General features: G+C 71.9%; 26 protein-coding genes. 15 read left to right on the forward strand and 11 right to left on the reverse strand.

What is annotated here, in order from left to right:
• Positions 1 to 38 precede the first annotated feature (38 nt).
• A complete protein-coding gene (locus AB0I54_RS16095) occupies positions 39 to 1,580 on the reverse strand; it encodes a DUF4331 domain-containing protein (protein ID WP_363296610.1) in 1,542 nt (513 codons plus the stop codon).
• Positions 1,581 to 1,785: 205 nt separating this feature from the next.
• Between AB0I54_RS16095 and AB0I54_RS16100 the strand changes: the two genes are divergently transcribed.
• The 3 genes from AB0I54_RS16100 (at position 1,786) to AB0I54_RS16110 (ending at position 3,525) form a co-directional block, all read left to right on the forward strand.
• Positions 1,786 to 2,328 carry a sigma-70 family RNA polymerase sigma factor gene (locus AB0I54_RS16100; RefSeq protein ID WP_363296611.1) on the forward strand — a complete coding sequence of 181 codons (543 nt, stop codon included), beginning with the start codon at positions 1,786 to 1,788 and terminating at the stop codon, positions 2,326 to 2,328.
• Positions 2,325 to 3,137 (forward strand): anti-sigma factor, encoded by an 813-nt coding sequence (locus tag AB0I54_RS16105; RefSeq protein ID WP_363296612.1) that lies wholly within the window; start codon positions 2,325 to 2,327, stop codon positions 3,135 to 3,137. The genes AB0I54_RS16100 and AB0I54_RS16105 overlap by 4 nt, the downstream gene beginning before the upstream one ends.
• A gap of 115 nt (positions 3,138 to 3,252) precedes the next feature.
• Positions 3,253 to 3,525: a hypothetical protein gene (locus tag AB0I54_RS16110; protein WP_363296613.1), complete on the forward strand. Its 273-nt coding sequence runs from the start codon at positions 3,253 to 3,255 to the stop codon at positions 3,523 to 3,525.
• Between the two features lie 10 nt (positions 3,526 to 3,535).
• On the opposite strand, the gene AB0I54_RS16115 is transcribed toward AB0I54_RS16110, so the two are convergent.
• The 4 genes from AB0I54_RS16115 to hmgA all read right to left on the reverse strand — a co-directional run bounded on the left by AB0I54_RS16115 (position 3,536) and on the right by hmgA (position 8,109).
• Positions 3,536 to 4,744 carry a CaiB/BaiF CoA-transferase family protein gene (locus AB0I54_RS16115; RefSeq protein WP_363296614.1) on the reverse strand — a complete coding sequence of 403 codons (1,209 nt, stop codon included), beginning with the start codon at positions 4,742 to 4,744 and terminating at the stop codon, positions 3,536 to 3,538.
• 81 nt (positions 4,745 to 4,825) lie between these two features.
• Complete coding sequence (locus tag AB0I54_RS16120) at positions 4,826 to 5,989, reverse strand: type ISP restriction/modification enzyme (RefSeq protein WP_363296615.1); 1,164 nt, start codon at positions 5,987 to 5,989, stop codon at positions 4,826 to 4,828.
• 26 nt (positions 5,990 to 6,015) lie between these two features.
• Entirely contained in the window at positions 6,016 to 6,765 is a 750-nt protein-coding gene (locus AB0I54_RS16125) for a GntR family transcriptional regulator (protein WP_363296616.1), read from the reverse strand.
• Positions 6,766 to 6,792: 27 nt separating this feature from the next.
• A complete protein-coding gene (hmgA, locus tag AB0I54_RS16130; RefSeq protein WP_363296617.1) occupies positions 6,793 to 8,109 on the reverse strand; it encodes a homogentisate 1,2-dioxygenase in 1,317 nt (438 codons plus the stop codon).
• Between the two features lie 150 nt (positions 8,110 to 8,259).
• Between hmgA and AB0I54_RS16135 the strand changes: the two genes are divergently transcribed.
• The 8 genes from AB0I54_RS16135 to AB0I54_RS16170 all read left to right on the forward strand — a co-directional run bounded on the left by AB0I54_RS16135 (position 8,260) and on the right by AB0I54_RS16170 (position 17,312).
• Positions 8,260 to 8,871, forward strand: a complete 612-nt coding sequence (locus AB0I54_RS16135; protein ID WP_363296618.1) for a hypothetical protein — start codon at positions 8,260 to 8,262, stop codon at positions 8,869 to 8,871.
• A 64-nt stretch (positions 8,872 to 8,935) separates the two neighbouring features.
• Positions 8,936 to 9,553: a TetR/AcrR family transcriptional regulator gene (locus tag AB0I54_RS16140; protein WP_363296619.1), complete on the forward strand. Its 618-nt coding sequence runs from the start codon at positions 8,936 to 8,938 to the stop codon at positions 9,551 to 9,553.
• A 113-nt stretch (positions 9,554 to 9,666) separates the two neighbouring features.
• Positions 9,667 to 11,937: a molybdopterin oxidoreductase family protein gene (locus AB0I54_RS16145; RefSeq protein ID WP_363296620.1), complete on the forward strand. Its 2,271-nt coding sequence runs from the start codon at positions 9,667 to 9,669 to the stop codon at positions 11,935 to 11,937.
• A 131-nt stretch (positions 11,938 to 12,068) separates the two neighbouring features.
• Positions 12,069 to 12,731, forward strand: coding sequence for a hypothetical protein (locus AB0I54_RS16150; RefSeq protein ID WP_363296621.1), 663 nt, complete (start codon positions 12,069 to 12,071; stop codon positions 12,729 to 12,731).
• Between the two features lie 179 nt (positions 12,732 to 12,910).
• Positions 12,911 to 14,260, forward strand: coding sequence for an ABC transporter ATP-binding protein (locus tag AB0I54_RS16155; protein WP_363296622.1), 1,350 nt, complete (start codon positions 12,911 to 12,913; stop codon positions 14,258 to 14,260).
• Between the two features lie 9 nt (positions 14,261 to 14,269).
• Complete coding sequence (locus AB0I54_RS16160; RefSeq protein ID WP_363296623.1) at positions 14,270 to 14,734, forward strand: DUF3574 domain-containing protein; 465 nt, start codon at positions 14,270 to 14,272, stop codon at positions 14,732 to 14,734.
• Positions 14,735 to 14,826: 92 nt separating this feature from the next.
• Positions 14,827 to 16,215: an aldehyde dehydrogenase family protein gene (locus AB0I54_RS16165; RefSeq protein ID WP_363296624.1), complete on the forward strand. Its 1,389-nt coding sequence runs from the start codon at positions 14,827 to 14,829 to the stop codon at positions 16,213 to 16,215.
• Positions 16,216 to 16,229: 14 nt separating this feature from the next.
• Positions 16,230 to 17,312, forward strand: a complete 1,083-nt coding sequence (locus tag AB0I54_RS16170; protein ID WP_363296625.1) for a zinc-binding dehydrogenase — start codon at positions 16,230 to 16,232, stop codon at positions 17,310 to 17,312.
• An 89-nt stretch (positions 17,313 to 17,401) separates the two neighbouring features.
• Here AB0I54_RS16170 and AB0I54_RS16175 read toward each other — a convergent pair whose 3' ends face one another.
• From AB0I54_RS16175 to AB0I54_RS16185, 3 genes are all read right to left on the reverse strand, one after another.
• Positions 17,402 to 18,307, reverse strand: a complete 906-nt coding sequence (locus AB0I54_RS16175) for a DMT family transporter (protein WP_363296944.1) — start codon at positions 18,305 to 18,307, stop codon at positions 17,402 to 17,404.
• Positions 18,308 to 18,540: 233 nt separating this feature from the next.
• The gene (locus AB0I54_RS16180; RefSeq protein ID WP_363296626.1) at positions 18,541 to 19,248 is read right to left on the reverse strand and encodes a winged helix-turn-helix domain-containing protein; all 708 of its coding nucleotides are present in this window, start codon (positions 19,246 to 19,248) and stop codon (positions 18,541 to 18,543) included.
• Between the two features lie 47 nt (positions 19,249 to 19,295).
• The gene (locus AB0I54_RS16185; protein WP_363296627.1) at positions 19,296 to 19,937 is read right to left on the reverse strand and encodes a TetR/AcrR family transcriptional regulator; all 642 of its coding nucleotides are present in this window, start codon (positions 19,935 to 19,937) and stop codon (positions 19,296 to 19,298) included.
• Between the two features lie 102 nt (positions 19,938 to 20,039).
• Between AB0I54_RS16185 and AB0I54_RS16190 the strand changes: the two genes are divergently transcribed.
• The 3 genes from AB0I54_RS16190 (at position 20,040) to AB0I54_RS16200 (ending at position 22,241) form a co-directional block, all read left to right on the forward strand.
• Positions 20,040 to 21,191 carry an acyl-CoA dehydrogenase family protein gene (locus AB0I54_RS16190; protein WP_363296628.1) on the forward strand — a complete coding sequence of 384 codons (1,152 nt, stop codon included), beginning with the start codon at positions 20,040 to 20,042 and terminating at the stop codon, positions 21,189 to 21,191.
• 65 nt (positions 21,192 to 21,256) lie between these two features.
• Entirely contained in the window at positions 21,257 to 21,544 is a 288-nt protein-coding gene (locus AB0I54_RS16195; protein ID WP_363296629.1) for a YiaA/YiaB family inner membrane protein, read from the forward strand.
• Between the two features lie 73 nt (positions 21,545 to 21,617).
• The gene (locus tag AB0I54_RS16200; protein WP_363296630.1) at positions 21,618 to 22,241 is read left to right on the forward strand and encodes a TetR/AcrR family transcriptional regulator; all 624 of its coding nucleotides are present in this window, start codon (positions 21,618 to 21,620) and stop codon (positions 22,239 to 22,241) included.
• A 39-nt stretch (positions 22,242 to 22,280) separates the two neighbouring features.
• Here the strand turns inward: AB0I54_RS16200 and AB0I54_RS16205 are convergent, their stop codons facing one another.
• Positions 22,281 to 22,742 carry a MaoC family dehydratase gene (locus tag AB0I54_RS16205; protein WP_363296945.1) on the reverse strand — a complete coding sequence of 154 codons (462 nt, stop codon included), beginning with the start codon at positions 22,740 to 22,742 and terminating at the stop codon, positions 22,281 to 22,283.
• 114 nt (positions 22,743 to 22,856) lie between these two features.
• Between AB0I54_RS16205 and soxR the strand changes: the two genes are divergently transcribed.
• Positions 22,857 to 23,315: a redox-sensitive transcriptional activator SoxR gene (soxR, locus tag AB0I54_RS16210; protein ID WP_363296631.1), complete on the forward strand. Its 459-nt coding sequence runs from the start codon at positions 22,857 to 22,859 to the stop codon at positions 23,313 to 23,315.
• A gap of 163 nt (positions 23,316 to 23,478) precedes the next feature.
• Here soxR and AB0I54_RS16215 read toward each other — a convergent pair whose 3' ends face one another.
• Together AB0I54_RS16215 and AB0I54_RS16220 are read right to left on the reverse strand one after the other, a co-directional pair.
• Positions 23,479 to 24,546, reverse strand: a complete 1,068-nt coding sequence (locus AB0I54_RS16215; protein WP_363296632.1) for an RNA ligase (ATP) — start codon at positions 24,544 to 24,546, stop codon at positions 23,479 to 23,481.
• A 177-nt stretch (positions 24,547 to 24,723) separates the two neighbouring features.
• Positions 24,724 to 25,326, reverse strand: coding sequence for a hypothetical protein (locus AB0I54_RS16220; protein ID WP_363296633.1), 603 nt, complete (start codon positions 25,324 to 25,326; stop codon positions 24,724 to 24,726).
• Positions 25,327 to 25,403 lie beyond the last annotated feature (77 nt).

The raw sequence follows: 25,403 nt of genomic DNA on the forward strand, positions 1-25,403 counted from the left end.
GGTGCGCGGGCCGCGCCAGTCGGTGGGGTGCGGATCGATCAGTACGGGCGCTGCATACGACGGCGCCACCACGCGAGGGCGGTGCCGATCAGCAGGATCCCGGCCGCGCCCGAGGCCGCCGAGGCGGCGATCAGCATCGTGTTGTCAGAGCCGCCGGACGCCGAACCCGCCGGCTGCAGCGCGTCGCCGAGCTGGCTCTTCACGTCCGTGCCGCTGGTCGTGCCCTTGGCGAGCGCACCGCGCGAACCGGAGGTCGGCTGGGCCACGTACGGGAAGTACTTCTCGAACTTCTTGTCGTTCTTGTCGACCGCGTCACCCAGGTCGTTCTTGGAGCCGACCAGTTCACCCTCGACCACCTGCAGGGAGGCGTCGATCACGTCGTCCGTCAGCCGGCGGCCGTTGGGGAAGCCCGCGTTGTCGCCGTCGAGGACGCCCAGGCGCTTGGGGTGCATGCTCGGCGTGATGGAGGTGTTCAGGCGCAGTTCCTCCGAGGGCTTCACATACGGGGGCTGGTTGAGGCCCTTGACGCCCTTGAGGAACACATCGACCAGGTCGTTGCGCGGCTCGGCCGGCGCCTTGATCTTGTAGATCGCCTCGATGAGCTTCGGCAGCTCGGGGTTGGTCACGTTCTTCAGGAACTGCGCGTCGTCCCAGGGCGCGGACGCGTTGAACTTGTCCTTGTCCTTCTGCGGGTTGACGACCTCGTTCACCAGCGGGTTGCCGAGGCGCGAGACCTGCGAGTAGTAGCCCTGCGCGTTCCTGCGCTGCGTCGTCGACCAGATGCCGACGATCGGCTGCTTCGACGACTCGCGGATCAGGTCGTTGGGGACCTGGAGGGCGATCGTGTTGACGTTGTAGCCCTTGAGCGTGTCCCGGCCGACCTCGGTGAGGTTGCCGCCGTAGAGCAGGTCGAAGACCCGCAGGTCCGCGAAGAAGGGGTCGTCGGCCTGGCCGGCGAAGGTCGCGGCACCGCCCGCCGTCTTGTAGATGGCCTGCGAGCGCAGCTTGCCGTAGTCCGGCATCGACGCCTTGCCGACGTTCGACGGCGCCACCGGCACGTTGTCCGCGAGCCTGGTCTTCGACACCACGTGCTGGTTCTTCAGCTTGACCAGGTCGATGTCGTACGTCTGCGTGATGTTGAGGTCCGGGTCGTCGAGGCTGGTGACCGGGCCCGTGTTGTAGAGGAAGGTGTTCTTGTTCTTGGTGTGCGTCTTGAAGGTGTAGCGGAAGAGCAACTCGCCCTGCGCGTCACCGTTGTTGTCGATGTGGATGTCGTACTGGGCGTCGTCCGCGAACGTGTAGAAGTTCGGACCGCCGGCCGGCTCCTCGAACGGGATCCAGTTCGCCACGATCGTCGTCGTGTCCGGCTTGTCCGGGCTGACGAACGCGTACAGGTCCGTGTTGTCGTACTGCGGGGTGCCCGAGATGAGCGGGGCCTCCCTGTGGGAGGAGGCGGAGGCCGCCCCCGGTTCCAGCGTGGCCACGCCGGCGGCTGCGAGCCCCCCGGCGGCCAGCGCACCACAGATGAGCGTGACAAGGCCCTTGCGTCCCGTGCCGCTCCTGGAGAATAGAGGTGTCATGCCGTCCGTCCTCAGTCCCAACTTGCTTGACGGACGGGTATACGGAGCGGGCAGCCGGATCGGATTGGTCCGACGCAAAAAATCTTTTCTTCCGGTCCGACCCGCGTTTTGGGCCCGCTCATCCGTACCCCATCCGGAGGTGCGTTCGTTGCGAATCCCTGGTGTGAAAGGACGGTCCGGGTGCGGCGGGGGAGAGGGGGCCCGAGTGGAGGCTGACGAGCTGCTGGTGCTCGTGGCAGGCGGCGACCAGAAGGCATTCGAGGACCTGTACGCACTGGTGTCCGGGCCGGTGTTCGGGCTCGTACGGCGTGTGGTGCGCGACCCCGCCCAGTCGGAGGAGGTGGCGCAGGAGGTGCTGCTCGAACTCTGGCGCTCCGCCGCCCGGTTCGACCCCGGCCGGGGCAGCGCCCTGTCCTGGGTCCTCACCCTCGCCCACCGGCGCGCGGTCGACCGGGTGCGCAGCGCCCGTGCCGCGGGCGAGCGGGAGCAGCGCGAGGCGATGCGCGCGGGGTCCCCCGCCTTCGACCAGGTGACCGAGGAGGTCGAGGCCGGACTGGAGCGCGAGTGGGTGCGCCGCTGCCTGGACCGGCTCACCGCGCTCCAGCGTCAGTCCGTCACCCTCGCCTACTACGACGGCTATACGTACCGTGAGGTGGCCGAGCGGCTCTCCCTGCCGCTGGGCACGGTCAAGACCCGTATGCGCGACGGACTCACCCAGCTGCGCAAGTGCCTGGGAGGTGTCGCATGAGTGTCCTCGGCAAGCTCTTCCACCGCGAGGACCTGCACTCGCTCGCCGCCCCCTATGCGCTGGACGCGCTCGAACCCGGAGAGCGGCGCCGCTTCGAGAAACACCTCGCGGACTGCGGCCGCTGTGCCGCCGAGGTACGGGCGCTGTCCGAGGACGCCGTGCGCCTCGCCTGGTCCACGGCCGCCCCGCCGCCGGCCGCGATGCGCGACCGGGTGCTGGCCGCCGTACGCACGACCCGGCAGGAGCCGGGCCCCGCGCGCGAGCGCACCCCCCAACTGCCGCCGCACGTCTGGGGCACGCAGCCCCCGCCGGCACGCACCCGTACGCCCAGGGCGCGCCCCCTCTTCGTTCCGTTCGCCACGGCGACGGCCGCGGCGGCCCTCGTCGTCGCCGGGCTGTTCGCCGTCCAGGCAGACCGGACCCAGGGCCGGCTCGACGCCGAGCGGGCCCAGGCGCGTGAGATCGCCCACGTTCTGGCAGCCTCCGACGCCCGCGCGACCAGCAGCAAGGACGCGCGGGGCCGAAGTATCGGAGTGATCGCCTCCGCATCCGAGGGGCGGGCCGTCGTCACGCTCAGCGGATACGGAGAGCTGCCCAGCGGACACGTGCATCAGCTCTGGCTCATGCGCCCCCATGCGCAACCGCGCTCCCTCGGGCTCTTCGAGGGTGACACGCCCTTGGTGGCGGCCGGCCTCGGCAGATCCTCTACGTCACTCGCAGTGACCGTCGAACCCGACGGAGGGTCAGCTCGGCCCACAACTCAGCCGGTTGTCCAACTCGCCCTGAAATCAGTTGGATTCGGAGAGTAATCGTCAACCCCTTTACGGGGAAGGTGAATCCTGTGACCGCGATACACGCGTGCCCGGTTGGGGCGATAGGGTTACCCTGCCCGGGCCGGGTGGACTCGTACGGGTGGGGAGTGACATGGAGCAGATAACAGTGCGCAGCAGGGCGAGGGTCCCTGCGATCACCTGCGGGAGCAGCGCGACCAGTTCGCGCCTCGACCGCCATCTGTCGGTGCTGGCGGGTCCCGCCATACCGCAGCAGAAGACGGCCGAGGCGACCTCGCTGATGCGTGAGCTGACCGCGCGTGAGCCCGCCAAGCGCAGTGACCGGGGCACGCGGATGCGCCACGTCTCCCTGTTCGCGCCGCTGCGTCGGCTGCGTCGCTCGCTGTTCGGCGGCAACAGGCACTGAGGGCCCGCGCTCAGGCCGCCACACCGTCCCGGCGCAGGGCTGCGATCCGGTCGTCCGTCATCCCCACGGCACGCAGCAGCGCCTCGGTGTGCTGACCGAGCGCGGGCACGTCCCCCATCCGTGCGTCGTCCCCGCCCGGCATGGTGATGGGGGGCAGCAGCGCACGCAGCGGCCCCACCGGCGATCCCACCTGCCGCCACCGCTCCCGGGCCGCCAGCTGCGGATGCTCCGCCAGCTCGTGCAGATCCCTCAGGCGCGCGCACGCGATGCCCGCGCCCTCCAGCCGGGCCAGCGCCTCGTCGGCCTCCAGCGCGCCCAGCGCCTTGCCGACCAGCTCATCGGTGCGCCGCCGGTTCTCGACCCGCGCCGCGTTCGTTGCGAACGCCGGGTCCGTCCCCAGCTCGGGCCGCCCCATGACCTGCTCGGCCAGCCGCCGCCACTCCCGGTCGTTCTGCACCGACAGCAGCACCCGCCCGCCGTCCCCCGTCTCATAGGCGTCGTACGGCGCGATGACGGCGTGCGCGAGGCCGGTGCGCGCCGGGGGAGTTCCCCCGTGCATCGCATGGTGCAGGGGGTGGCCCATCCACTCGGCGAGGGACTCCAGCATCGACACCTCGACCGGCCCGCCCCGCCCGGTCGTCCCGCGCCGCACCAGCGCGGCCAGCACACCGGAGAAGGCGTACATGGCCGCCGCGATGTCCGCCGCCGGGATTCCCGCCTTGACCGGTTGCTCCGGCGTCCCGGTCACCGACACCAGCCCCGCCTCGCACTGCACGAGCATGTCGTAGGCCCGTTTGTCCGCGTACGGCCCGGACGCCCCGTACCCCGAGATGTCCACGGCGACCAGCCGCGGGTGCGCGGCGCACAGCGTGGCCGCGTCGAGCCCGAGCCGGGCGGCGGCCCCCTGGGCGAGGTTCTGCACGAACACGTCCGCGTCCGCGACCAGCCGCCGTACGGCGTCCAGACCGCGCGGGTCCTTGAGGTCGAGGGCGATGGACTCCTTGCCCCGGTTGCACCACACGAAGTGCGAGGCGAGACCGCCGGCGGCGGTGTCGTAGCCGCGCGCGAAGTCGCCGCCGTCGATCCGCTCGACCTTGATGACGCGGGCGCCCAGGTCGGCGAGCTGCCGGGTCGCGAAGGGCGCGGCCACGGCCTGCTCGACGGCGACGACGGTGATGCCCTCCAGGGGCAGGGGGAGTCGGTCCATGGGGTGGATCATGACTCGGGCGCACGGCCTTTGTCAGCAGTCGTCCACCGCATGTGACCTGGTGCTCAGTGCCCGCCGTGCGGGTACCGGCAGCTAGAGCAGGGCGAACTGGCCCTCCGGGCCCTCTTCGTGGTGGTCCAGGACCGAGGCGGGTCTGCGGGAGGGCTCCGGGGGCGGGAGTATGCCGGCCTTGTGCAGCGACGTGGCTGTGAGCGGGGCCGTCATGCGCGGCTGCTCGGCCTGTGGGGAGTGGTGTTCCGCCAGTAGTGCCAGGACCGTGATGAGCTCCAGCAGTTCCGAGGTCCACGGCTGCGGCCAGGACGTCGGGCGGATCGCGGTCAGGGTGCCCGGCTCGGCGGGCGTGGTGCGGATGGTGAACCACTGCTCCAGGACCCGGACCCCGGCCACCTCGAAGTCCCAGGCCTCGGGCGGCACGGGGGAGATACGGCCCTCGTCGAGGTGGAGGGTCTCCTCGTCGCGGTCGTAGTGCAGGGTGAGGGGGAGGGAGGGGAGCGGCGCGCGGACGTAGGGGCGGCGGCCGCCGGGGAGTTTGGGGCGCTCGCCCTGCCGCCGCATCAGCCAGAGCAGCCGACGGCCCGACTCCACGCCCCGCGACCAGAGTTCCGCGTCCTCGGTGAGGGGGACCGTGAGGTCCGGGCGTACCGCCGCCATGACCCACGCGAGGACGTCCAGCGGGGTGGGGGACAGGCCCAGCCGGGAACCCAGGTGCTCCAGCAGGCCCGGCGCCAGATTGGGTTCCGTGCCGCCGGGGCGGCGGTACAGCGGGCGGATGCGGCCGGGGCGCAGGACGGGCAGCAGCGACGTCGCCAGCAGCGGCGGGCCCGGGGTGTCGGCGGGCGATTCCACGGCGAACACCTGGTGCTCGTCCGCCACCCGCCACAGCTCCGGGCGGGCCGTGTCCAGCAGCCGGTGGTCCGGGATCAGCCACTGCTCGTCGAAGGGGGCCGCCAGGACGCGCACCGGCTCCGGGCACGGCCCCGACGCGCGCACCAGCTTCCCCGTGCCGCTGGACTGTCCCGGCAGCTGACCCACCGCCGAGTGCAGCGTGCGTGAGCGCGTGGGCTCGAACAGGGCCTCCCGGTCGGGGCCCTCGGCCTTGAGCAGGGCGTCCCAGCGGGCCTTCAGACAGGCCGCGTCGGGCGCCGTCGGCCAGGCGCGGCCCGGCCGCAGAGGTGCGACGGACCACGGCATGAGGTCCGCGAGCAGCGGAGCGTCGTCGTGCGTCACGCTGGGCATCGTACGACCTGCCGGTCCGGGGCGGGTCAGGTGGCGTCCAAGGTCACCGTGAAGGAGAAGCGGTCCCCCCGGTAGTGGATCACCGCCACGTCGAGGACACGGCCGTCGGCGTCGTACGTCACACCCGTGTAGTGCAGGATCGGGCTGAGCAGCGGGACTTGGAGCAGCCGCGCGGTGTCCGGGTCGGCCAGGCGGGCCTCGACCGTGTCCGTGATGCGGCTGATGTCCGCCCCGACGACATCCCGCAGCACCTTGGTCATCGGCCAGCGGACCAGGTCGTCCAGGTCGATGCGCGCGGCCAGTTCGGGACGGACGTGGTTGCGCGCGTGGTTGGTCGGCTCGCCGGTCTTCTCGTCGCTGCGCAGCCGGTGGTACGACGCCACCTCGGCCAGATCCGGGAAGTACTCGGCGAGTTCGGCCGGCACGGGCCCCGTTCCGTGGTCCAGCAGCTCGGTCGTCATACCGGACTGCTGGGCCACGATCGCGTCCACCGAGCCCAGCAGACGCACGGGTGCGCCCCGCCGGACACCGGGCTCGATGAACGTGCCGCGCCGCCGGTGCCGGCTGATCAGCCCCTCGTCCTCAAGCTCCTTCAGCGCCTGCCGCATGGTCAGCACACTGACGCCGTAGTGCTCCGCCAGCTGCTCCTCCGTGGGCAGACGCAGCGGGTCCCGGGGTGAGCGGCCGAGTATCGAGGCGCGCAGCGACTGCGACACCTGATACCAGAGCGGCAGCTTGCGGTTCAGGACGATCGAGTCCGGAGCGAAGGAGGTCACGGGGTCATCCGTACCGGGAGTGAATCTTCAGTGCAAGGGGCGGAAGTGCCGCTCAAGGCCCTGCCACACGTCGTCGTACCGCTGCTGGAGGTGGTCCGCGCGGGCCGCGTGGGGCGTGAGCGTCACCGGCCAGCGCGTCTCGAACATGAACGCGAGCCCGTCGTCGACCTTCTGCGGCCGCAGCTCGGCCGCGCTCGCCCGGTCGAAGGTCTCCCGGTCCGGTCCGTGCGCCGACATCATGTTGTGCAGCGAGCCCCCGCCCGGGACGAAACCCTCGGCCTTGGCGTCGTACGCGCCCTCGATGAGCCCCATGTACTCGCTCATCACGTTCCGGTGGAAGTACGGCGGCCGGAACGTGTCCTCGCCCACCAGCCAGCGCGGCGCGAAGACCACGAAGTCGACTCCGGCCAGGCCCGGGGTGTCGGACGGGGAGGTGAGGACCGTGAAGATCGACGGGTCGGGGTGGTCGTACGAGATCGTGCCGATCACATTGAAACGGCGCAGGTCGTAGACGTACGGGACATAGTTCCCGTGCCAGGCGACCACGTCGAGCGGCGAGTGGTCGTACGTGGCCGTCCAGAGGTTGCCGCAGAACTTGTTCACCACCTCCACCGGGCCCTCGACGTCCTCGTAGGCGGCCACCGGCGCCCGGAAGTCCCGGGCGTTGGCGAGCCCGTTGGCGCCGATCGGGCCGAGGTCGGGCAGCCGGAAGGCCGCGCCGTAGTTCTCGCACACATAGCCCCGAGTCGAGTGGTCGAGGAGTTCCACCCGGAAGCGCACCCCGCGCGGGATCAGTGCCACATCCCCGGGCTCCGCGTGCAGCAGCCCGAACTCCGTGTGCAGCAGCAGCCCGCCGCGCTCCGGGACGATCAGCAGCTCCCCGTCGGCGTTGCTGAAGACGCGCTCCATCGAGGTGTTGGCGTGGAACAGGTGCACGGCCATGCCGGCGCGCTGGGTCGCGTCGCCGTTGCCGCCCAGGGTCCACAGGCCCGCGAGGAAGTCCGTGCCGGCCGGCGGCTCGGGCAGCGGGTTCCAGCGCAGGCGGTTGGGGTCCGGCGCGGTCTCGGCGAAGGGGCCCGTGCGGAGCGTGCCGTTGTCGGTGCGGGTGAACGCGGGGTGTGCGGCCGAGGGGTGGATGCGGTACAGCCAGGAGCGGCGGTTGTTCGCCCTGGGCTCGGTGAAGGCCGTACCGCTGAGCTGTTCCGCGTACAGCCCGAGCGGTGCCCGCTGTGGCGAGTTGCGGCCCTGAGGCAGGGCGCCCGGCACCGCCTCCGAGGCGTGCTCGTTGCCGAATCCGGAGAGGTAGGCCAGTCCCTCGGCGGTCTTCCGTGCGTCCCCGCTCATGATCGCTCCCTTGCGAACCAGATTCCTATGCAACACCGTAGGATTGCGGTTTCGCCGGCGCAAGAGGGTCTTGGTCCTCCACCTCGGGACGGACCGGAACCAGACCTCAGGGGGATCCGGTGGCCCGAACGGTGTTCTAGTCTCCCCGGCATGTCATGGACGCGTGGATTTCGGGCCGCCCTCGCGGTCTGCGTCCTGCTGCTGGTCCCGACGACGGGTTGCGGAACGGGCGAGGCGCACGAACGCAAGGACGGGGGGTCGCCCTCACCGGTGGGCAAAGTCCTCGACGCGACGGACGGCCAAGGGCGGCACTATCGCGAGGTCGACAAGAAAGGGGCGCCCGACGTCGGCGTCGAGGTGGCCCCCGACGCCGCCGGCAACTGGCACGTCCGGCTGACCGTCCGCAACTTCCGCTTCTCACCGGTCGGCGCGAAGGCCAGGCCGACGGCCGGACGCGGCCTCGCGTACCTCTTCGTGGACGGCGGCCTGGTCACCCGGCTGCGCGCCCCCGAGTACCGCCTCGCCCCCCGTTTCGTCCCGCACGGCACCCATCACGTCACGGCCCGCCTGTACGCGGACGACGGCACGGTGTGGGCCGTGCGCGGCAAGCCGGTGGAGAGCACGGCCGACATCACGGCGTCGGGGGCGGAGACGGGGGCGGAAGCGGGGACCGCGACGGCGACCGTGACGGCGAATGCCGAGGCGAAGGAGACGGAAGCGACGCCGACCACGAGCGGTGCGACGGGCACGCCGGCGCGATGAGTGCAACGGCCACCTTCCTCCGTACTCAGGGGCGAGGTTCACCGGACCCCGGCGGAAAGGCATCATGAAGCCCGTGCCCCATGCGACATCGCTTCGCCGAGCGCCCGTCCAGCGGCGCAGTGCCGAACGGCTGACCAGGATCCTCGACGCCTGCGCCGACCTCCTCGACGAGGTCGGCTACGACGCCCTGAGCACCCGGGCCGTGGCGCTGCGCGCCGGTGTGCCCATCGGCTCGGTCTACCGCTTCTTCGGCAACAAACGGCAGATGGCCGACGCGCTCGCCCAGCGCAACCTGGAGCGGTACACCGAGCGCGTCACCGAGCGGCTCGGGGACGGGGGGAGCGGTGACTGGCAGGCGGCCATGGACGCCGTGCTCGACGAGTACCTGGCCATGAAGCGCACCGCACCCGGCTTCTCCCTCGTCGACTTCGGCAACCAGATCCCGGTCGGCGCCCGGCACACCGAGCCCAACCACCGTGTCGCCGACCGCCTCACCGAACTGCTCTCCGGCTACCTCGGCCGCACCCCCGACGACGATCTGCGCCGCACCTTCCTGGTCGCCGTGGAGACCGCCGACACGCTGGTCCACCTGGCCTTCCGGGTGGACCCGCAGGGCGACGAGGCGATCATCGCGGAGACCCGGGAGCTGCTGCGGGCCTATCTCGCGCGCGTGCTGGACTGAACCGTCCCTTTCCGGACCCCTTCCCGAGAGGCCTCCCCATTGGGCATACCGGTCGGTATGCTCGGCCTGTCCGTGCGCCACCGCACCCGCGCCGCCGCCACCCGGGAGGACCCGTGTCCCGCACCGCCCTGCGAATCTGCCCCCTGTGCGAGGCCACCTGCGGGCTGACCCTCACCATCGAGGGCACCCGTGTCACCGGCGCCCGCGGCGACCGCGACGACGTCTTCAGCAAGGGGTTCATCTGCCCCAAGGGCGCCTCCTTCGGCGCCGTCGACGCCGACCCGGACCGGCTGCGCGCACCCCTCGTCCGCAAGGACGGCGAACTGCGCGAGGCCACCTGGGAGGAGGCCTTCGACGCGGTGGCCGCGGGCCTGCGGCCGGTCGTCGAGCGGTACGGGCCCGACGCGGTCGGCATCGTCCTGGGCAACCCCAATGTGCACACCATGGCCGGCGCCCTCTACCCGACGGTCCTGCTCGGCGCCCTGCGCACCCGCAGCCTGTTCACCGCCTCCACGGTCGACCAGATGCCCAAGCACGTCTCCAGCGGGCTCCTGTACGGCGACGCCAACGCCATCCCCGTGCCCGACCTGGACCACACCGACCATCTGCTCCTCATCGGCGCCAACCCCCTGGAGTCCAACGGGAGTCTGTGCACCGCCCCCGACTTCCCCGGCAAGCTCAAGGCGCTCAGGGCCCGCGGCGGCACCCTCACCGTCATCGACCCGCGCCGCACCCGCACCGCCAAACTCGCCGACCGGCACCTCGCGATCCGACCCGGCACCGACGCGCTGCTGCTCGCGGCGATGGCGCACGTGCTCTTCGAGGAAGGACTCGTCGAGCTCGGCGAGCTCGCCCCGCATGTGCAGGGGCTGGACGAACTCCGGCAGGTGATGCGGGACTTCACCCCGCAGGCCGCTGCGGAGGCCTGTGACGTCGACGCGGACACGATTCGCGCCCTCGCCCGTGAACTCGCCGCCGCCCCCACCGCCGCCGTGTACGCCCGCATAGGCAGCTGCACGGTCCCGCACGGCACCCTCGCCAGCTGGCTCGTCGACGTCCTCAACATCCTCACCGGCAACCTCGACCGGCCCGGCGGCGCCCTCTTCCCGCAGGCCGCCACCGACAGGACCCCCCGGCCCGCCGGACCCGGCCACGGCTTCGCCCTCGGCCGCTGGCACTCCCGGGTGCGCCGGCACCCCGAGGCCAAGGGCGAGCTGCCGCTCTCCGCGCTCGCCGAGGAGATCGACACCGCCACCGAGGAGGGCGAGCCGGTCCGCGCCTTGATCTCCATCGCCGCCAACCCCGTGCTCTCCGCCCCGGACGGCAACCGGCTCGACAAGGCCCTGGACTCCCTCGACTTCATGGTCAGCGTCGACCCGTATCTGAACGAGACCTCGCGGCACGCCCACGTCGTGCTGCCCCCGCCGCCGCCCTCGCAGAGCCCGCACCACGACTTCGCCTTCAACACCCTCGCCGTGCGCAACCAGGTCCGCTACACCCGCGCCGCCGTCCCGCTGGAGCCCGGCCGGATGGCCGAGTCCGAGATCCTGGCCCGGCTGATCCTGGCCGCGAGCGATTGGGGTCTCCCCTGCTCGAGCGAAGCCGAGAGCTTGGGGAAGCACGGCGCCGACCCGTCGGCCGTCGACGCCATGGTGATCGACCAGACCCTCGGCAAGGCGGTGCGCGAGGAGCACTCTCCCGTGCACGGCCGGGACCCGAAGGAGCTGGCCGCGCGGCTCACCGGCGAGACCGGTCCCGAGCGCCGGCTCGACATGATGCTGCGCCTGGGCCCCTACGGCGACGGCTTCGGTGTACGGCCCGACGGGCTGACGCTGCGACAGCTGCTCGACCACCCGCACGGCATCGACCTCGGCCCGCTGGGCCCGCGGCTGCCGCAGCCGCTGAAGACCAGGAGCGGCAAGGTGGAGCTGCTGCCGCAGCCGATCGCGGACGACCTGCCCCGGCTGCGGGAGGCGCTGGCCCAGCGCCCCGACGGGCTCGTCCTCGTCGGCCGCCGCCATCTGCGCTCCAACAACAGCTGGATGCACAACGTGCCCGCCCTCACCGGCGGCACCAACCGCTGCACCCTGCACATCCACCCCGAGGACGCGGACCGCCTGGGAGTGCGCGACGGGGCGGACGTACGGGTGAAGGGGGCCGGGGGAGAAGTGGTGGCCCCCGCCGAGGTCACCGACGGCGTCCGGCCCGGCGTGGTGAGCCTGCCGCACGGCTGGGGCCACGACCGTCCCGGCACCCGGATGAACCACGCGGTCCTGGCACCCGGAGTCAACGTCAACCAGCTCCTCGACGGCAGCCTGCTGGATCCGCTGTCGGGCAACGCGGTCCTCAACGGAGTGCCGGTCGAACTCACCGTGATGTCGTGACCCGACGTCCTTGAGCCGGCGGGGTGATGTCCGAGGGGGCACGCGGCGCCGTTCCCGTGTGGCGCGGGGCGGATGTGAAAGGGAGTCAGATGACGAGAGGCGTATGAAAAGCATCTGACGGAGGGCCGGCCATGTCGACTTCGTCCCTGCCCGGCAGAGCGGCCGCATGGACGGCGCTCACCGTCGCGGGAACCGTCCTCCTCGGCGCGCCGGCCGACGCCGCTCCCGATGACGACGGGGACATCGAGATCCATGTGCTGGGCACGGCCGTCGCCACGTACCTCGACGGCCCGAAGGCCTGCAGCCTCTACCTCGACGCGGTCGACTTCGACGAGGCCGAGGGGATCGACTGGACGATCGAGCCGCAGCCCGCGAGGCGGGGGGCCGTCACCCTCTCCAGTTCCCTGGCACTCGACGACGGTGCCGGAACCTCCGACAATCTGCTGCTGCCCGCCGCGCAGTACAAGCTGACCTGGACCGTCGCCCAGGGCAAGGGAGCGGGCGGGCGCAAGGTCTTCAAGGTCGACTGCCCGAACGAGCCCGGCGGCGCTACCGGCAGCAGCCCGAGCGGCACACCGGGTGGCGGCAGCGGCGGGCCGGGCGGCGGGCCCGGGGGCGGCAACGGCGGTCCGCAGGGCGGCTCGCCCGCCGACGGCTCAGGACCGGCCCGCGGCAACCCCTTCAGCCCGGTCGCGGGTTCCGCCGCCGTGGGACTGGCCGCGGTCGGCGGGGCGGCCTGGTTCAGGCTCCGGCGCCGCGCCCGTGACCCGCACACGACGCCCCGCACCCGCTGAATCACGCCGTCCGTTTCCCTCCCCACCTGGCGTAATCCGGGTATTCGGACGGATGTCTTCCCCCGGCCGCGCACATTCCGTTAACTTCCGTGACTCACAGGCCCCGTTCGACCCGCGCGAGGCCTTCCACCACGGAGCACCCGCACCAGCGCTCTGGACAGCCCCCGGGGGCAGCAGCCATGACACGCGCCATCTCCCTGCACGATGTGAGCAAGTCCTACACGCGAGGCGTCCGCGTCGTGGACCGGCTGTCGCTGGACATCGCGCCGGGGGAGTTCCTCGTCCTGCTCGGACCCTCCGGCTGCGGCAAGTCCACCGTCCTGCGCATGATCGCCGGACTGGAGGAGATGGACGAGGGCGAACTGCTGCTGGACGGCGAGTACGCCAACGATCTGCAGCCGTCCGCCCGGGACATCGCGATGGTCTTCCAGAACTTCGCCCTCTACCCCAGCATGACCGGCCGGGACAACATCGGCTTCCCGCTGCGCATCGAGGCCCCCGGCGCGGACCCGCGCCCCCGGGTGGACGCCACCGCCCGGCTGCTCGGCATCGAGGACCTCCTCGACCGCTACCCCAGCCAGCTCTCCGGCGGCGAACGCCAGCGGGTCGCCATGGGCCGGGCCATTGCCCGCCACCCCTCCGCCTTCCTGATGGACGAGCCACTGTCCAACATCGACGCCAAGCTCCGCAACCATCTCAGGGCCGAGATATCCCAGCTCACCCGCGAGTTGGGGGTCACCACGGTGTACGTCACCCACGACCAGGCCGAGGCCATGTCGCTCGGCGACCGGGTCGCCGTACTGCGCGGCGGAGTGCTTCAGCAGGTCGGCGACCCCCGCACGGTGTACGCGCTCCCGCGCAATGTCTTCGTCGCCGCCTTCATCGGCATCCCGCGCATCAATCTGCTGCGGGGACTCGTGCGTGCGCCGCTGGACGGGGCGATGACGATCAGCCTCGGCAAGCAGGCCCTGCGGCTGCCCGAACCGCTCAGCACGGACCACCGGTTGCTGCGGGTGCAGCAGGGCCGCGAGGTGATCGTGGGTCTGCGTTCGGAGGCCGTCCGCATCGCCAAGCCCGCCTCCGCCCGGCCCGGCGAGGTGCCCATCAGCGGGCTGGTGGAGCACGTGGAGTTCCAGGGGCACGAGGTCCTCGTCCACTTCAACACCGGTTCCCGCCCGGCCGTCGTACCGGAGTTGGAGGCCCCGCGCCCGGCCGTACGCCCCTCGCGGCGCCGCCGTCGTGAGGGCCCGACGGTGCTGGAGCGGCTCAGGGAGCGGGCCGGTGCGCTGCGCGCCGGGCCGGTGGTGGTCCTGGAGGACCCGGCGGACGCCGAGTCCGGACCGGTGCCCGCGGAGGGCCGGCAGCCCGGCGACCTGGTGGTGCGCACCACCCCCGACATCCGGCTCCGCCACGGCATGCAGGTCCCCCTCCTCGTCGACATCGCCCATCTCTTCGTCTTCGACCAGCACGGCGAACGCATCTGCCCTTCCCCGGCGCGGCTGCCCGACCTGGAGGAGTGGGCCCACTAGGGATGGGGCATGCGCAAGCGCCTCACCCCCACCCGGGCGGCCCTCACCACCGCCGCCCTCACCACGGCCGGCCTTCTGCTGGCCGCCGCCCCGACCGCCCACGCCACCCTCGCCGGCGCCGCTGCCCACGCTCCGGCGCGCGGAAAGCCGTACATCGAGACCCGGCTCCTGTTCGGCACCGCGCGCCCGGACGGCGGCCCGGCCGTCACCGACCGGCAGTTCATGGCCTTCGTGGACAAGGAGGTCACCCCGGACTTCCCGGACGGGCTGACCGTGCGGGACGTGCGCGGGCAGTGGCGGGACGCGCACGGCACGATCGAGCGCGAGCGGTCGTACGAACTGGTCCTGCTGTATCCGGTGGGGCGGGCCGACGCGAACGACCGGAGCATCGAGGAGATCCGGCGGGCCTATGAGAAGGCCTTCGGTCAGGAGTCGGTGGGCCGGGTGGACGAAGGGGCTCGGGTCGACTTCTGATATCCCAGGAGCGTCCGGTCACGTCTGGCGCAGAAAAACTAACGTCGCTAGTTTGTGAGTCTGACGACGCAGCCCCGCCGGGAGGAAGCAGCATGAAGTCACACGACGGCCTGTACATCGACGGCGCCTGGCGCCCCGCCGCCGGCCAGGACGTGATCGAGGTCGTGAACCCGGTCGACGAGCAGGTCATCGGCCGGGTCCCGGCCGGTACCGCCGAGGACGTCGACACCGCCGTACGGGCCGCCCGCGCCGCCCTCCCGGCCTGGGCCGCGACCCCGCCGGCCGAGCGGGCCGCACGGCTGACCGCCCTGCGGGACCTGCTCGTGGCCCGCAAGGACGAGATCGCCGAGACGGTCAGCGCGGAGCTGGGCGCACCGCTCCCGTTCTCGCAGACGGTCCACGCGGGCGTGCCGATCGCGGTCGCGGGCTCCTACGCCGAACTCGCCGCGACCCACGCCTTCGAGGAGAAGGTCGGCAACTCGACCGTCCACCACGAACCCGTGGGTGTGGTCGGCGCGATCACCCCCTGGAACTACCCCCTGCACCAGATCGTCGCCAAGGTCGCCCCGGCCCTCGCCGCGGGCTGCACCATCGTGCTGAAGCCGGCCGAGGACACCCCGCTCACCGCCCAGCTCTTCGCGGAGGCGGTCCATGAAGCGGGCGTACCCGCGGGCGTGTTCAACCTGGTCACCGGCCTCGGCCCGGTCGCCGGACAGGCCCTGGCCGAGCACCCGGACGTCGACCTGGTCTCCTTCACCGGCTCCACGGCGGTCGGCCGGAAGATCGGCGCGGTGGCGGGCGCCGCTGTCAAGAAGGTCGCCCTCGAACTCGGCGGCAAGTCCGCCAACGTCATCCTGCCCAGTGCCGACCTGGCCAAGGCGGTGAACGTCGGCGTCGCCAACGTCATGTCCAACTCCGGCCAGACGTGCAGTGCCTGGACCCGCATGCTGGTGCACACCGACCGGTACGAGGAGGCGGTGGAGCTCGCCGCGGCGGCCGCCGCCAAGTACGGCGACCGCATCGGCCCGGTCGTCAGCGCCAAGCAGCGGGCCCGGGTGCGCGGTTACATCGAGCAGGGCCTCGCCGAGGGCGCGCGTCTGGTGGCGGGCGGCGCCGAATCCCCGCGCGAGACCGGCTACTTCGTCAGCCCCACCGTGTTCGCGGACGTCACCCCCGAGATGACGATCGCGCAGGAGGAGATCTTCGGCCCGGTCCTCACGATTCTCCGCTACGCGGACGAGGAGGACGCCCTGCGCATCGCCAATGGCACGGTGTACGGCCTCGCGGGCGCCGTCTGGGCCGGCGACGAGGCGGAGGCGGTGGCCTTCGCCCGCCGCATGGACACCGGCCAGGTCGACATCAACGGCGGCCGCTTCAACCCCTCCGCCCCCTTCGGCGGTTACAAGCAGTCCGGTGTGGGCCGGGAACTCGGCGCGCATGGACTCGCGGAGTACCTCCAGACCAAGTCCCTCCAGTTCTAAGGGAGTTCCGAGTCATGGCCGTACGTGCCTGCGTCCTGCCCGCCATCGGTGCCCCGCTGGAGATCACCGAGGTCGAGCTGCCCGACCCGGGCCCCGGACAGGTCCGGGTCCGCCTGGCCGCCGCCGGGGTCTGCCACTCCGACCTGTCGCTGTCCGACGGCACCATGCGGGTGCCGGTCCCGGCCGTGCTCGGGCACGAGGGCGCGGGCACCGTCGTCGCCGTGGGCGAAGGGGTCACCCATGTGTCCCCAGGCTCCCAGGTCGTCCTGAACTGGGCTCCCTCGTGCGGCAGTTGCCACGCCTGCTCGCTCGGCGAGGTCTGGCTGTGCGCCAATGCGCTGGCCGGCGCCGCCGACGTCTACGCCCGCACCGTCGACGGCACCGACCTCCACCCCGGCCTCAACGTCGCCGCGTTCGCCGAGGAGACGGTGGTCGCCGCCTCCTGCGTGCTGCCGCTGCCGGAGGGCGTACCGCTCGTGGACGCCGCCCTCCTCGGCTGTGCCGTCCTCACCGGCTACGGCGCCGTCCACCACTCGGCGCGGGTCCGGCCGGGCGAGACGGTCGCGGTGTTCGGCGTGGGCGGGGTCGGCCTCGCCACCCTCCAGGCGGCCCGGATCGCGGGCGCCGCGCGGATCGTCGCGGTCGACGTCTCTCCGGCCAAGGAGGAACTGGCCCGCGCGGCCGGCGCCACCGACTTCGTCGTGGCCTCCGAGAACACGCCCAGGGAGATCCGCGCCCTCACCGGCAAGCAGGGCGTCGACGTCTCCGTGGAGTGCGTGGGCCGCGCGGTCAGCATCCGGGCCGCCTGGGATGCCACCCGCCGCGGCGGCCGGACGACCGTGGTCGGCATCGGCGGCAAGGACCAGCAGGTCACCTTCAACGCCCTGGAGATCTTCCACTGGGGCAGGACCCTGTCCGGCTGTGTGTACGGCAACTCCGACCCGGCCCGGGACCTCCCCGTGCTCGCCGAGCACGTACGGGCGGGCCGACTGGACCTGGGCACGCTGGTGACGGAACGGATCGGACTCGACGGAATCCCGGCCGCGTTCGAGAACATGCTGGCCGGAAAGGGCGGACGGGCGCTGGTCGTGTTCTGACGCGGCGGCCGGCTGTTCGTGTTCGGGCGCGGCGGTCGGCTGTCGTGTTCCGACGAGGCGGTCGGCTGTTCGTGTTTCCGACGAGGCGCTCAGGAGACGCTCTCGGGCCGCGGCTCCGCTGCCGTGGCCCGGGACGTCCGGGCGCGCGGCCTGGACCGCGACACCGCCACACCCGCCAGACACAGCACACCGCCCGCCAGGGTGAGCGGCCCCGGCACCTCGCCGAGCGCCAGCCAGGACATCAGCACGACCAGCGCGGGAACGGCGTACGTGGTCGCGCCCATCCGGCTCGCGGTCGTCCGGGCGAGGGCGTAGGCCCAGGTCGTGAAGGCCAGCGCGGTCGGAAAGACGCCCAGATACACCATGTTGAGCGTCGCGGAGAGCGGTGCGTCGGCGGCCTCGCGCACCAACTGCCCGGCGAACGGCAGACACACCACGGCTCCGACCAGACACCCGAAGGCCGTCACCTGGAGCGCGCTCGCGCGAGCGAGGGCGGGCTTCTGGGCGACCACACCGGCGGCGTACGCCACCGCCGCGAGCAGGCACAGCACCACGCCCAGCAGCGAGGAACCGTCCCCGCCCGACATCGACAGCCCCACCGTCACCGCGCCGCCGAACGACACGGCCATCCCCGCCAGCAGCCGCGGCGGCATCGGATCGCCGAGCAGCCGGGCGCCGAGCAGGGCGATGAGCAACGGGCCGACGTTCACCACCAGGGCCGCGGTGCCGGCGTCCACCTGCTGCTCGCCCCAGTTCAGGACGACCATGTAGAAGCCGAACCACAGCAGCCCGGATATCGCGATCCCACGCCACGCCGACCTCGGCGGCCGGCCTTCCCGCCGTACGACGCAGAACACCCCGAGCGCCAGCGCCCCGGCCAGCAGCCGTCCGAGCGCCAGTGCGCCCGGCGAGTACGCGTCACCCGCACTGCGGATCGACACGAAGGCGGAGGCCCACAGCACGACGCTGACGGTGGCCGCACCGGCGGCGAGCAGCCGGGGCGGGGCGAGGAGGCGTTCATCATGCTCCTGAGGCTAGGAGGGGGGAGAGACGGGGGCTCGCGAATTTCGGACGGGCAATCGAGCGCGGAGTCATGTCGGCCGACGGGGGCGCAACGTCCTAGGGGCGCGGGGCTGAATCGACATGCGGCTCCGCCGCGTGGGCGCGACCAGCCCCGACCCACCCGCACTCGGCACACCACAGAACCCCCCCACCCCGGTAGCCGGACTCAGCACAAAGCCCCCCGCTCGATCCCGAGCAACTCGGACAGCGCCCGCTCCCCCGACGCAGTCACCTTCACCGCGCGCTCGGAGCCGATCCGTACGCACCACCCCGTGTCCAGGGCATGGCGGCACAGCGCCGCGCCCGCGACCCCCGCGAGGTGGGGCCGGCGTTCGGTCCAGTCGAGGCAGGCCCGGGCCAGGGGGCGGCGCCCGCCGCGGTCGAGGGTGATGCCGGCCGAGCCGAACCAGTCGAGGCCGGCCTGGGTGAGCGCGAACCCGGTGTCCTGGCGGAGCAGCCCACGCTCGGTCAGCGCGTCCGTGAGCGCGATGCCCAGCCGCCCGGCGAGGTGGTCGTAGCAGGTGCGGCCGCGGGCCATGGCGGAGCCCGCGGTGGACTCCCGCAGGGTGCGCGGGCGCCGGGCCACCGGCGCGACATGCGTGGCCAGGTCCTCGATCAGCTGTGCCGCCCGGGCGTCGGCCAGCCGTACGTACCGGTGCCGCCCCTGCCGTTCCTCGGCCAGCAGTCCGCCCGCGACCAGCCTGCCCAGGTGCTCGCTCAGCGTGGACGCGGCGACGCCCGCGTGCCGGGCCAGCTCACCGGCCGTCCAGGCCCGCCCGTCGAGCAGCGCCAGCAGACACGCGGCCCGCGTCTCGTCCGCGATCAGCGCGGCCAGCGCCGCGAGTCCGCGCGCCTGCGGGTCCTTGGTGGTCATGCACCCCAGGATGCGGCACCGACACTTCGGTGGCCGCCGAAGTGTCGTTACGCGCTCGGCCCGACCTGCGCGTACTGCTGGGCCAGCCCGTCCAGCAGCGCCGTCAGACCCGTCTCGAAGGCGCGCTCGTCGATCTTCTCCTGCTGCTCGGCGAGGCGGTGGGCCTGCCCGAGGTGCGGGTAGTCGGCGGGGTCGTACGCGCTCTCGTCGTCCACGAAGCCCCCGGCGAACGAGCCGAGCGCGGAGCCCATGATGAAGTACCGCATCAGCGCGCCGATGGACGTGGCCTGCGCGGGCGGCCAGCCGGCGCCGACCATCCCGCCGTAGACGGCGTCGGCGAGCCGCAGCCCGGCGGGGCGGCGGCCGGGTCCGGTGGCCAGGACCGGGACGATGTGCGGGTGGTCGCGCAGGGCGGACCGGTAGGAGACGGCCCAGTCGTGCAGCGCGGTCCGCCAGTCCCGGCCGTCCTCGAACATCGACAGATCGACCTGGGCGCTGACCGAGTCCGCGACCGCCTCCAGGATCTCGTCCTTCGTGCGGAAGTGGTTGTAGAGCGAGGGCCCGCTCACCCCCAGCTCGGCGGCGAGCCGGCGGGTGGAGACGGCCGCCAGGCCCTCCGCGTCCACGAGCTCGCGTGCCGTCTCGATGATCCGGTCGGTGCTGAGGAGGGGCTTGCGCGGTCGGGCCATGGCGCACATAGTAGGGCTGCACCTTGAAACTAGCAGTGCTAATTTAAATGTACGGCTTTCAAGGTCCGCCGTGCGTTCCGTCAACCGTGGGGTGATCTCGTCGTGAACCTGGAGCTCAGCGAGGAGCAGACCGCAGTCCGGCAGCTCGCCCGGGACTTCGTCGAGCGGGAGATCGTCCCCCATGTGGTGGCCTGGGACCGGGCCGAGGAAATCGACCGGGGCATCGTGAAGAAGCTCGGCGAGGTCGGCTTCCTCGGGCTGACCGTCGACGAGGAGTACGGCGGCTCGGGCGGCGATCACCTTGCGTACTGCCTGGTCACGGAGGAGCTGGGGCGGGGCGACTCCTCGGCCCGGGGGATCGTGTCCGTCTCCCTCGGCCTCGTCGCGAAGTCCGTCGCGGCCTGGGGGAGCGAGGAGCAGAAGCGCCGCTGGCTGCCCGGCCTCACGTCCGGCGAGTACGTCGGCTGCTTCGGGCTGACCGAACCGGGCACCGGATCCGACGCGGGCAACCTGTCCACCCGGGCCGTGCGCGACGGCGAGGACTATGTCGTCAACGGCACCAAGATGTTCATCACGAACGGCACCTGGGCCGACGTCGTGCTCCTGTTCGCCCGCTCCACGGACGCCCCCGGCCACAAGGGCGTCTCGGCCTTCCTCGTGCCCACCGACACCCCGGGCCTGACCCGGCACACCATCCACGGCAAGCTCGGCCTGCGCGGCCAGACCACCGCCGAACTGGTCCTGGAGGACGTACGGGTCCCGGCCTCGGCGATGCTGGGCGAGGAGGGCAAGGGCTTCACGGTCGCCATGTCCGCGCTCGCCAAGGGCCGTATGTCGGTCGCCGCGGGCAGCGTCGGCATAGCGCAGGCCGCCCTGGACGCGGCCGTGCGGTACGCCGGCGAGCGCGAGCAGTTCGGCAAGCCCATCGCCCGCCACCAGCTGGTGCAGGAACTGATCAGCGACATCGCGGTCGACGTCGACGCGGCCCGGCTGCTGACCTGGCGGGTCGCCGATCTGATCGACCGCGGGCTGCCCTTCGCCGTCGAGTCCTCCAAGGCCAAGCTCTTCGCCTCCGAGGCGGCCGTCCGCGCCGCGAACAACGCCCTTCAGGTCTTCGGCGGCTACGGCTACATCGACGAGTACCCGGCGGGCAAACTGCTGCGCGACGCCCGGGTGATGACCCTCTACGAGGGCACCAGCCAGATCCAGAAGCTGCTCATCGGACGGGCGCTGACGGGAGTTTCGGCGTTCTAGTTCTGAGTACCGCTCTGAGTACGTCGGCGGATGTGCCGGGGACCGCGCCCGAAGAGGCTGTCCCCATGAGTGACACACCGGTCAAGCAGCAGAGTACGGCCGCGTTCTACGGGCAGGCCGTCGCCTCCTTCGCCATCGCCATGGCGGCCACGTCCATCGGCATCTACCGGCTGGACACCGACGCCTGGGTCCGGGCCTTCCTGGCCATCGCGGTCCTGTACCTGGTGACCTCCGCGTTCACCCTGGCCAAGGTGATCAGGGACCGTCAGGAGGCCGGCCAGATCGTGAGCAGGGTCGACCAGGCGCGGCTGGAGAAGCTCCTCGCCGACCACGATCCCTTCGAGAAGATCTGAGCAGGCACTCTAAGCGACCGCTCACCTTCGGCGGTATGGTGTAGCTCCTGTCACCGAGAGGGGCTAGCGAGCGATGAGTACGGCCGAGGAGACGACCGGCGGCGAGGTCGAGCCGTGGGAAGAGGTCACCCCTGAGGCGGCCCGGCGCCTGCTCGTCGCGGCCGTGGAGGCCTTCGCCGAGCGGGGCTACCACGCGACGACGACCCGCGACATCGCGGGCCGCGCGGGCATGAGCCCGGCCGCGCTCTACATCCACTACAAGACCAAGGAGGAGCTGCTCCACCGGATCAGCCGGATCGGCCACGACAGGGCCCTGGACATCCTCCGTACGGCGGCCCGGCGCGAGGGCAGCGCGACGGAGCGGCTCGCCGACGCCGTGAGCTCCTTCGTCCGCTGGCACGCCGGGCGGCGCACCACCGCCCGTGTGGTGCAGTACGAGCTGGAGGCGCTCGGGCCGGACGCCCGCGCCGAGATCCTCGCGCTGCGCCGCCAGGTCGACGCCGAGGTGCGCGGCATCATCGAGGAGGGCGTCGCGGCCGGCGAGTTCGACGTACTGGACCTCCAAGGCACCACCCTCGCGGTGCTGTCGCTGTGCATCGACGTGGCCCGCTGGTTCAACGTGGAGGGCTCCCGGACGCCCGAGGAGGTCGGCGCGCTCTACGCCGACCTCGTCCTGCGGATGGTCGGGGCGAAGTAGGCCCCGGCCCGCCGGGCGCCGAGGGCCGGATGCCGAGCGTCAGATGTAGTAGCGGGAGACGGACTCCGCGACGCAGACCGGCTTGTCCCCGCCCTCGCGTTCCACGCTGAAGGCCACCGTCACCTGCACGCCGCCGGTGACGTCCTCGACGCCGGTGATCTTCGCGGTGGCGCGCAGCCGGGAGCCGACCGGGACGGGCGAGGGGAAGCGGACCTTGTTCGTCCCGTAGTTGACGCCCATCTTCACGCCCTCGACCGAGATCAGCTGCGGTCCGAACAGCGGCAGCAGCGACAGGGTCAGATAGCCGTGCGCGATGGTCGTCCCGAACGGTCCCGCGGCCGCCTTCTCCGGGTCGACGTGGATCCACTGGTGGTCGCCGGTGGCCTCCGCGAAGAGGTCGATCCGCTTCTGGTCGACCTCCAGCCAGTCGGTGTACCCCAGCTGCTCGCCCACGGCCGCCTTCAGCTCGTCGGGGGAGGTGAAGATCCTCGGTTCTGCCATGTTCCCGGCCTCTCGCGTCACGGAATCACCATACCTAAGCAACTGCTTAGCATGGTCGGCGGCGGGACCGATGTCAACGGACGGCGCGGATGATCGGTGGGTAGGCTCTGAGAGGTGCCCCAGATCCCCGAGAAGATCCACGAGCTGACCGTCGGCCAGTTGTCCGCGCGCAGCGGCGCCGCCGTCTCCGCCCTGCACTTCTACGAGTCCAAGGGCCTGATCAGCAGCCGGCGCACCACCGGCAACCAACGCCGCTACACCCGTGACACCCTGCGCCGCGTCGCCTTCGTGCGGGCCGCGCAGCGGGTCGGCATCCCCCTCGCCACGATCCGCGAGGCCCTCGCCGAGCTCCCCGAGGAACGCACCCCCACCCGTGAGGACTGGGCGCGCCTCTCGGAGGCCTGGCGCTCCGAGCTCGACGAGCGCATCAAGCAGCTGAACCGTCTCCGCGACCACCTCACCGACTGCATCGGCTGCGGCTGCCTGTCCCTCGACACCTGCGTCCTGTCCAACCCCGACGACGCGTTCGGCGAACGAGGACCGGGCTCACGCCTGCTGCTGGAACGCCGCTGACTCGCACCGTAGCTGCGGGCAGTCGTGCCTCCCCCAAGCTCTTCGAGCAGGGGGGACCCCCAGGCGGCACGGGTGGGCGCAGCGGCACCCCGCAAGCGCGGGCGAGCGCACCCACCCCCGCCCGGCCCCAGCACAGCGCAACTGTGCAACCCGCCCAGCGCAGCTACTCGTACTCGGTCCCGCCCTTCCGGGTCAGATAGGCCGGACTGACCGCCTTCGCGATCGCCCGGCCCCCGGTCACGGGGCTGTACCGCTCGACAGCGCTCCGTACGACCACACCCTCCCGGAGGTGGAGCCCACGCCCGGAGACGGTCTCCCGCCCACTGGCGAACTCCAGCACCCGGTCGATGTCGTACGGCCCCTCGTACAGCCGTGGCACCAGCGGCAGTTCCCCCTCCAGCGACTCCACCGCGTCCAGCCAGCGCACGGCACCGTCGATCTCCGCGGACACGTCGAACACCGCGTACCCGAGCGTCTCCCGGCGCCCGTCGGCCCCGTACGTCAGGTCCTGCACCCCCGCTCCGTACACCTCCCCGAAGATCCCGACGCGCCGCGCCCCGAGCCGCTCCGCGAGTCGTGCGGCCGCCTCGGCGACCCCATGACCCCGGACCGCCCGCCAGTACAGGTTCCGCGGATCCTCTTTCAGCGCGAGGGACTTGGCGCCGAAGCCCTTGGAGGACACGAACACCCGGCCCTCGTCGGCGACATACGTCAGCAGACACGCCGAACCGTGCACCTTCTCGGTCAGGACCACATCCTCGCCCGCGGTGAATATCCCGGGGTAGCGCTGGATGTTCTCGATGTCGACCCAGGGCAGCAGATCCGGCGCGGACTCGACGTCGCCGTTCATGGTCGGCGGGATCGGCGGCACCCACTTGGTGATGCCGAGCGCTTCCGCGAAGTCGGTGCCGTCCGCCGCGGCCCGCGCCAGGTCGACGTCCGCGAGCGCCTTCGGCCGGCACACGATGCCCTGCGACAGCTCCCCGCGCAGCCGCACCGCCTTGACCCGGTCCGCGTTGCCGCCCGCCAGCCGTCCGGTCAGCCCCAACTCCTCGATCAGCCCGGCCGGGAGCACGGACTGCTCGGGGATGTAGACGGCGGCCTCACCGGTGCGATACGCGCCCTTGGCGACGACCGCCCGGTACAGGCCCACCTGGGCCAGTTCGAGCGCATCGGCGTTGGGATGCTCATGGACGGTCAGCACTTCGGCGGTGACGCGCAGCGTCGACATGTCGGACTCCTCGGACGTGGTTGCTCAGGCGTGTTTCATCGCCTCCCACTGTCCGGACGGGAAACGGATGGAGCGACCGGATTATCCGCTGCTAGAGTCGCGCCGCCCTTCGGCCGACGACCGGTACTGTCCCCTTCGGTAGGGGGTGCGGCATCCCCGGCGCACCCCCGGCATGCCTCAGGCCGACACGAGCAGCCTGCCGCGCCTGGCGTAGGCCAGCGCCTCGGGGGTGAGTACGGGCCGGGGTACCAGAATCCCGCAGTCCGCGCAGACCGGACCCGCAGAGGGTTCGTGGTCCAGGTCGTACTTCCAGATGAGGCGCTCCCCGTCGCACACCGGGCAGGACGAGCCCGGTTCGCGTTCCAGGGCGGCGATCAGCCGTCGCAGCACCTCGGCCAGTGGTTCATGGGGGTGGACACGCGGGTCGTCGCACCAGGCGACACCGAAGCCGCCCCAGGTCAGCCGGTGCCAGTCGTCCACGCTGCCCGGCCGGCGCAGCCCGCCGTGCTTCTCCTTCTTGCGGCGCTCGGCGAACTCCACCTCATAGGCGAGCCAGACCGCCCGCGCCTCCTCCAGTTCATCCAACGCGGCCACGAGACGCGCCGGATCGGGGGACCGGTCCTCGGGGCCGAACCCGGCCCGCGAGCACAGATGGTCCCAGGTCGCCCTGTGTCCGTAAGGAGCGAACCTCTCCAGGCACTTGCGCAGTGAGTAGCGCCGTAGCGCCAGGTCGCACCGCGGATCTCGCACCTGTCTCGCCAGACTCCGGAAACCGGCCATCGCCCTGCACCTCCGTCACACCTGCACCTGTTCTTCGGTCACTTCGGCGTCGCCGTAGGGACTTCACTCGACGTCGC

It is taken from the genome of Streptomyces sp. NPDC050625 (assembly GCF_040654755.1).
Taxonomy (GTDB): Bacteria; Actinomycetota; Actinomycetes; order Streptomycetales; family Streptomycetaceae; genus Streptomyces.

Coding starts and splice junctions, on each gene's coding strand:
- AB0I54_RS16095 (WP_363296610.1), bottom strand. CDS start 1,580: ATGACACCTCTATTCTCCAGGAGCGGCACGGGACGCAAGGGCCTTGTC.
- AB0I54_RS16105 (WP_363296612.1), top strand. CDS start 2,325: ATGAGTGTCCTCGGCAAGCTCTTCCACCGCGAGGACCTGCACTCGCTC.
- AB0I54_RS16110 (WP_363296613.1), top strand. CDS start 3,253: ATGGAGCAGATAACAGTGCGCAGCAGGGCGAGGGTCCCTGCGATCACC.
- AB0I54_RS16115 (WP_363296614.1), bottom strand. CDS start 4,744: ATGATCCACCCCATGGACCGACTCCCCCTGCCCCTGGAGGGCATCACC.
- AB0I54_RS16120 (WP_363296615.1), bottom strand. CDS start 5,989: ATGCCCAGCGTGACGCACGACGACGCTCCGCTGCTCGCGGACCTCATG.
- hmgA (WP_363296617.1), bottom strand. CDS start 8,109: ATGAGCGGGGACGCACGGAAGACCGCCGAGGGACTGGCCTACCTCTCC.
- AB0I54_RS16135 (WP_363296618.1), top strand. CDS start 8,260: ATGTCATGGACGCGTGGATTTCGGGCCGCCCTCGCGGTCTGCGTCCTG.
- AB0I54_RS16140 (WP_363296619.1), top strand. CDS start 8,936: ATGAAGCCCGTGCCCCATGCGACATCGCTTCGCCGAGCGCCCGTCCAG.
- AB0I54_RS16150 (WP_363296621.1), top strand. CDS start 12,069: ATGTCGACTTCGTCCCTGCCCGGCAGAGCGGCCGCATGGACGGCGCTC.
- AB0I54_RS16155 (WP_363296622.1), top strand. CDS start 12,911: ATGACACGCGCCATCTCCCTGCACGATGTGAGCAAGTCCTACACGCGA.
- AB0I54_RS16160 (WP_363296623.1), top strand. CDS start 14,270: ATGCGCAAGCGCCTCACCCCCACCCGGGCGGCCCTCACCACCGCCGCC.
- AB0I54_RS16165 (WP_363296624.1), top strand. CDS start 14,827: ATGAAGTCACACGACGGCCTGTACATCGACGGCGCCTGGCGCCCCGCC.
- AB0I54_RS16170 (WP_363296625.1), top strand. CDS start 16,230: ATGGCCGTACGTGCCTGCGTCCTGCCCGCCATCGGTGCCCCGCTGGAG.
- AB0I54_RS16180 (WP_363296626.1), bottom strand. CDS start 19,248: ATGACCACCAAGGACCCGCAGGCGCGCGGACTCGCGGCGCTGGCCGCG.
- AB0I54_RS16185 (WP_363296627.1), bottom strand. CDS start 19,937: ATGGCCCGACCGCGCAAGCCCCTCCTCAGCACCGACCGGATCATCGAG.
- AB0I54_RS16195 (WP_363296629.1), top strand. CDS start 21,257: ATGAGTGACACACCGGTCAAGCAGCAGAGTACGGCCGCGTTCTACGGG.
- AB0I54_RS16200 (WP_363296630.1), top strand. CDS start 21,618: ATGAGTACGGCCGAGGAGACGACCGGCGGCGAGGTCGAGCCGTGGGAA.
- AB0I54_RS16205 (WP_363296945.1), bottom strand. CDS start 22,742: ATGGCAGAACCGAGGATCTTCACCTCCCCCGACGAGCTGAAGGCGGCC.
- AB0I54_RS16215 (WP_363296632.1), bottom strand. CDS start 24,546: ATGTCGACGCTGCGCGTCACCGCCGAAGTGCTGACCGTCCATGAGCAT.
- AB0I54_RS16220 (WP_363296633.1), bottom strand. CDS start 25,326: ATGGCCGGTTTCCGGAGTCTGGCGAGACAGGTGCGAGATCCGCGGTGC.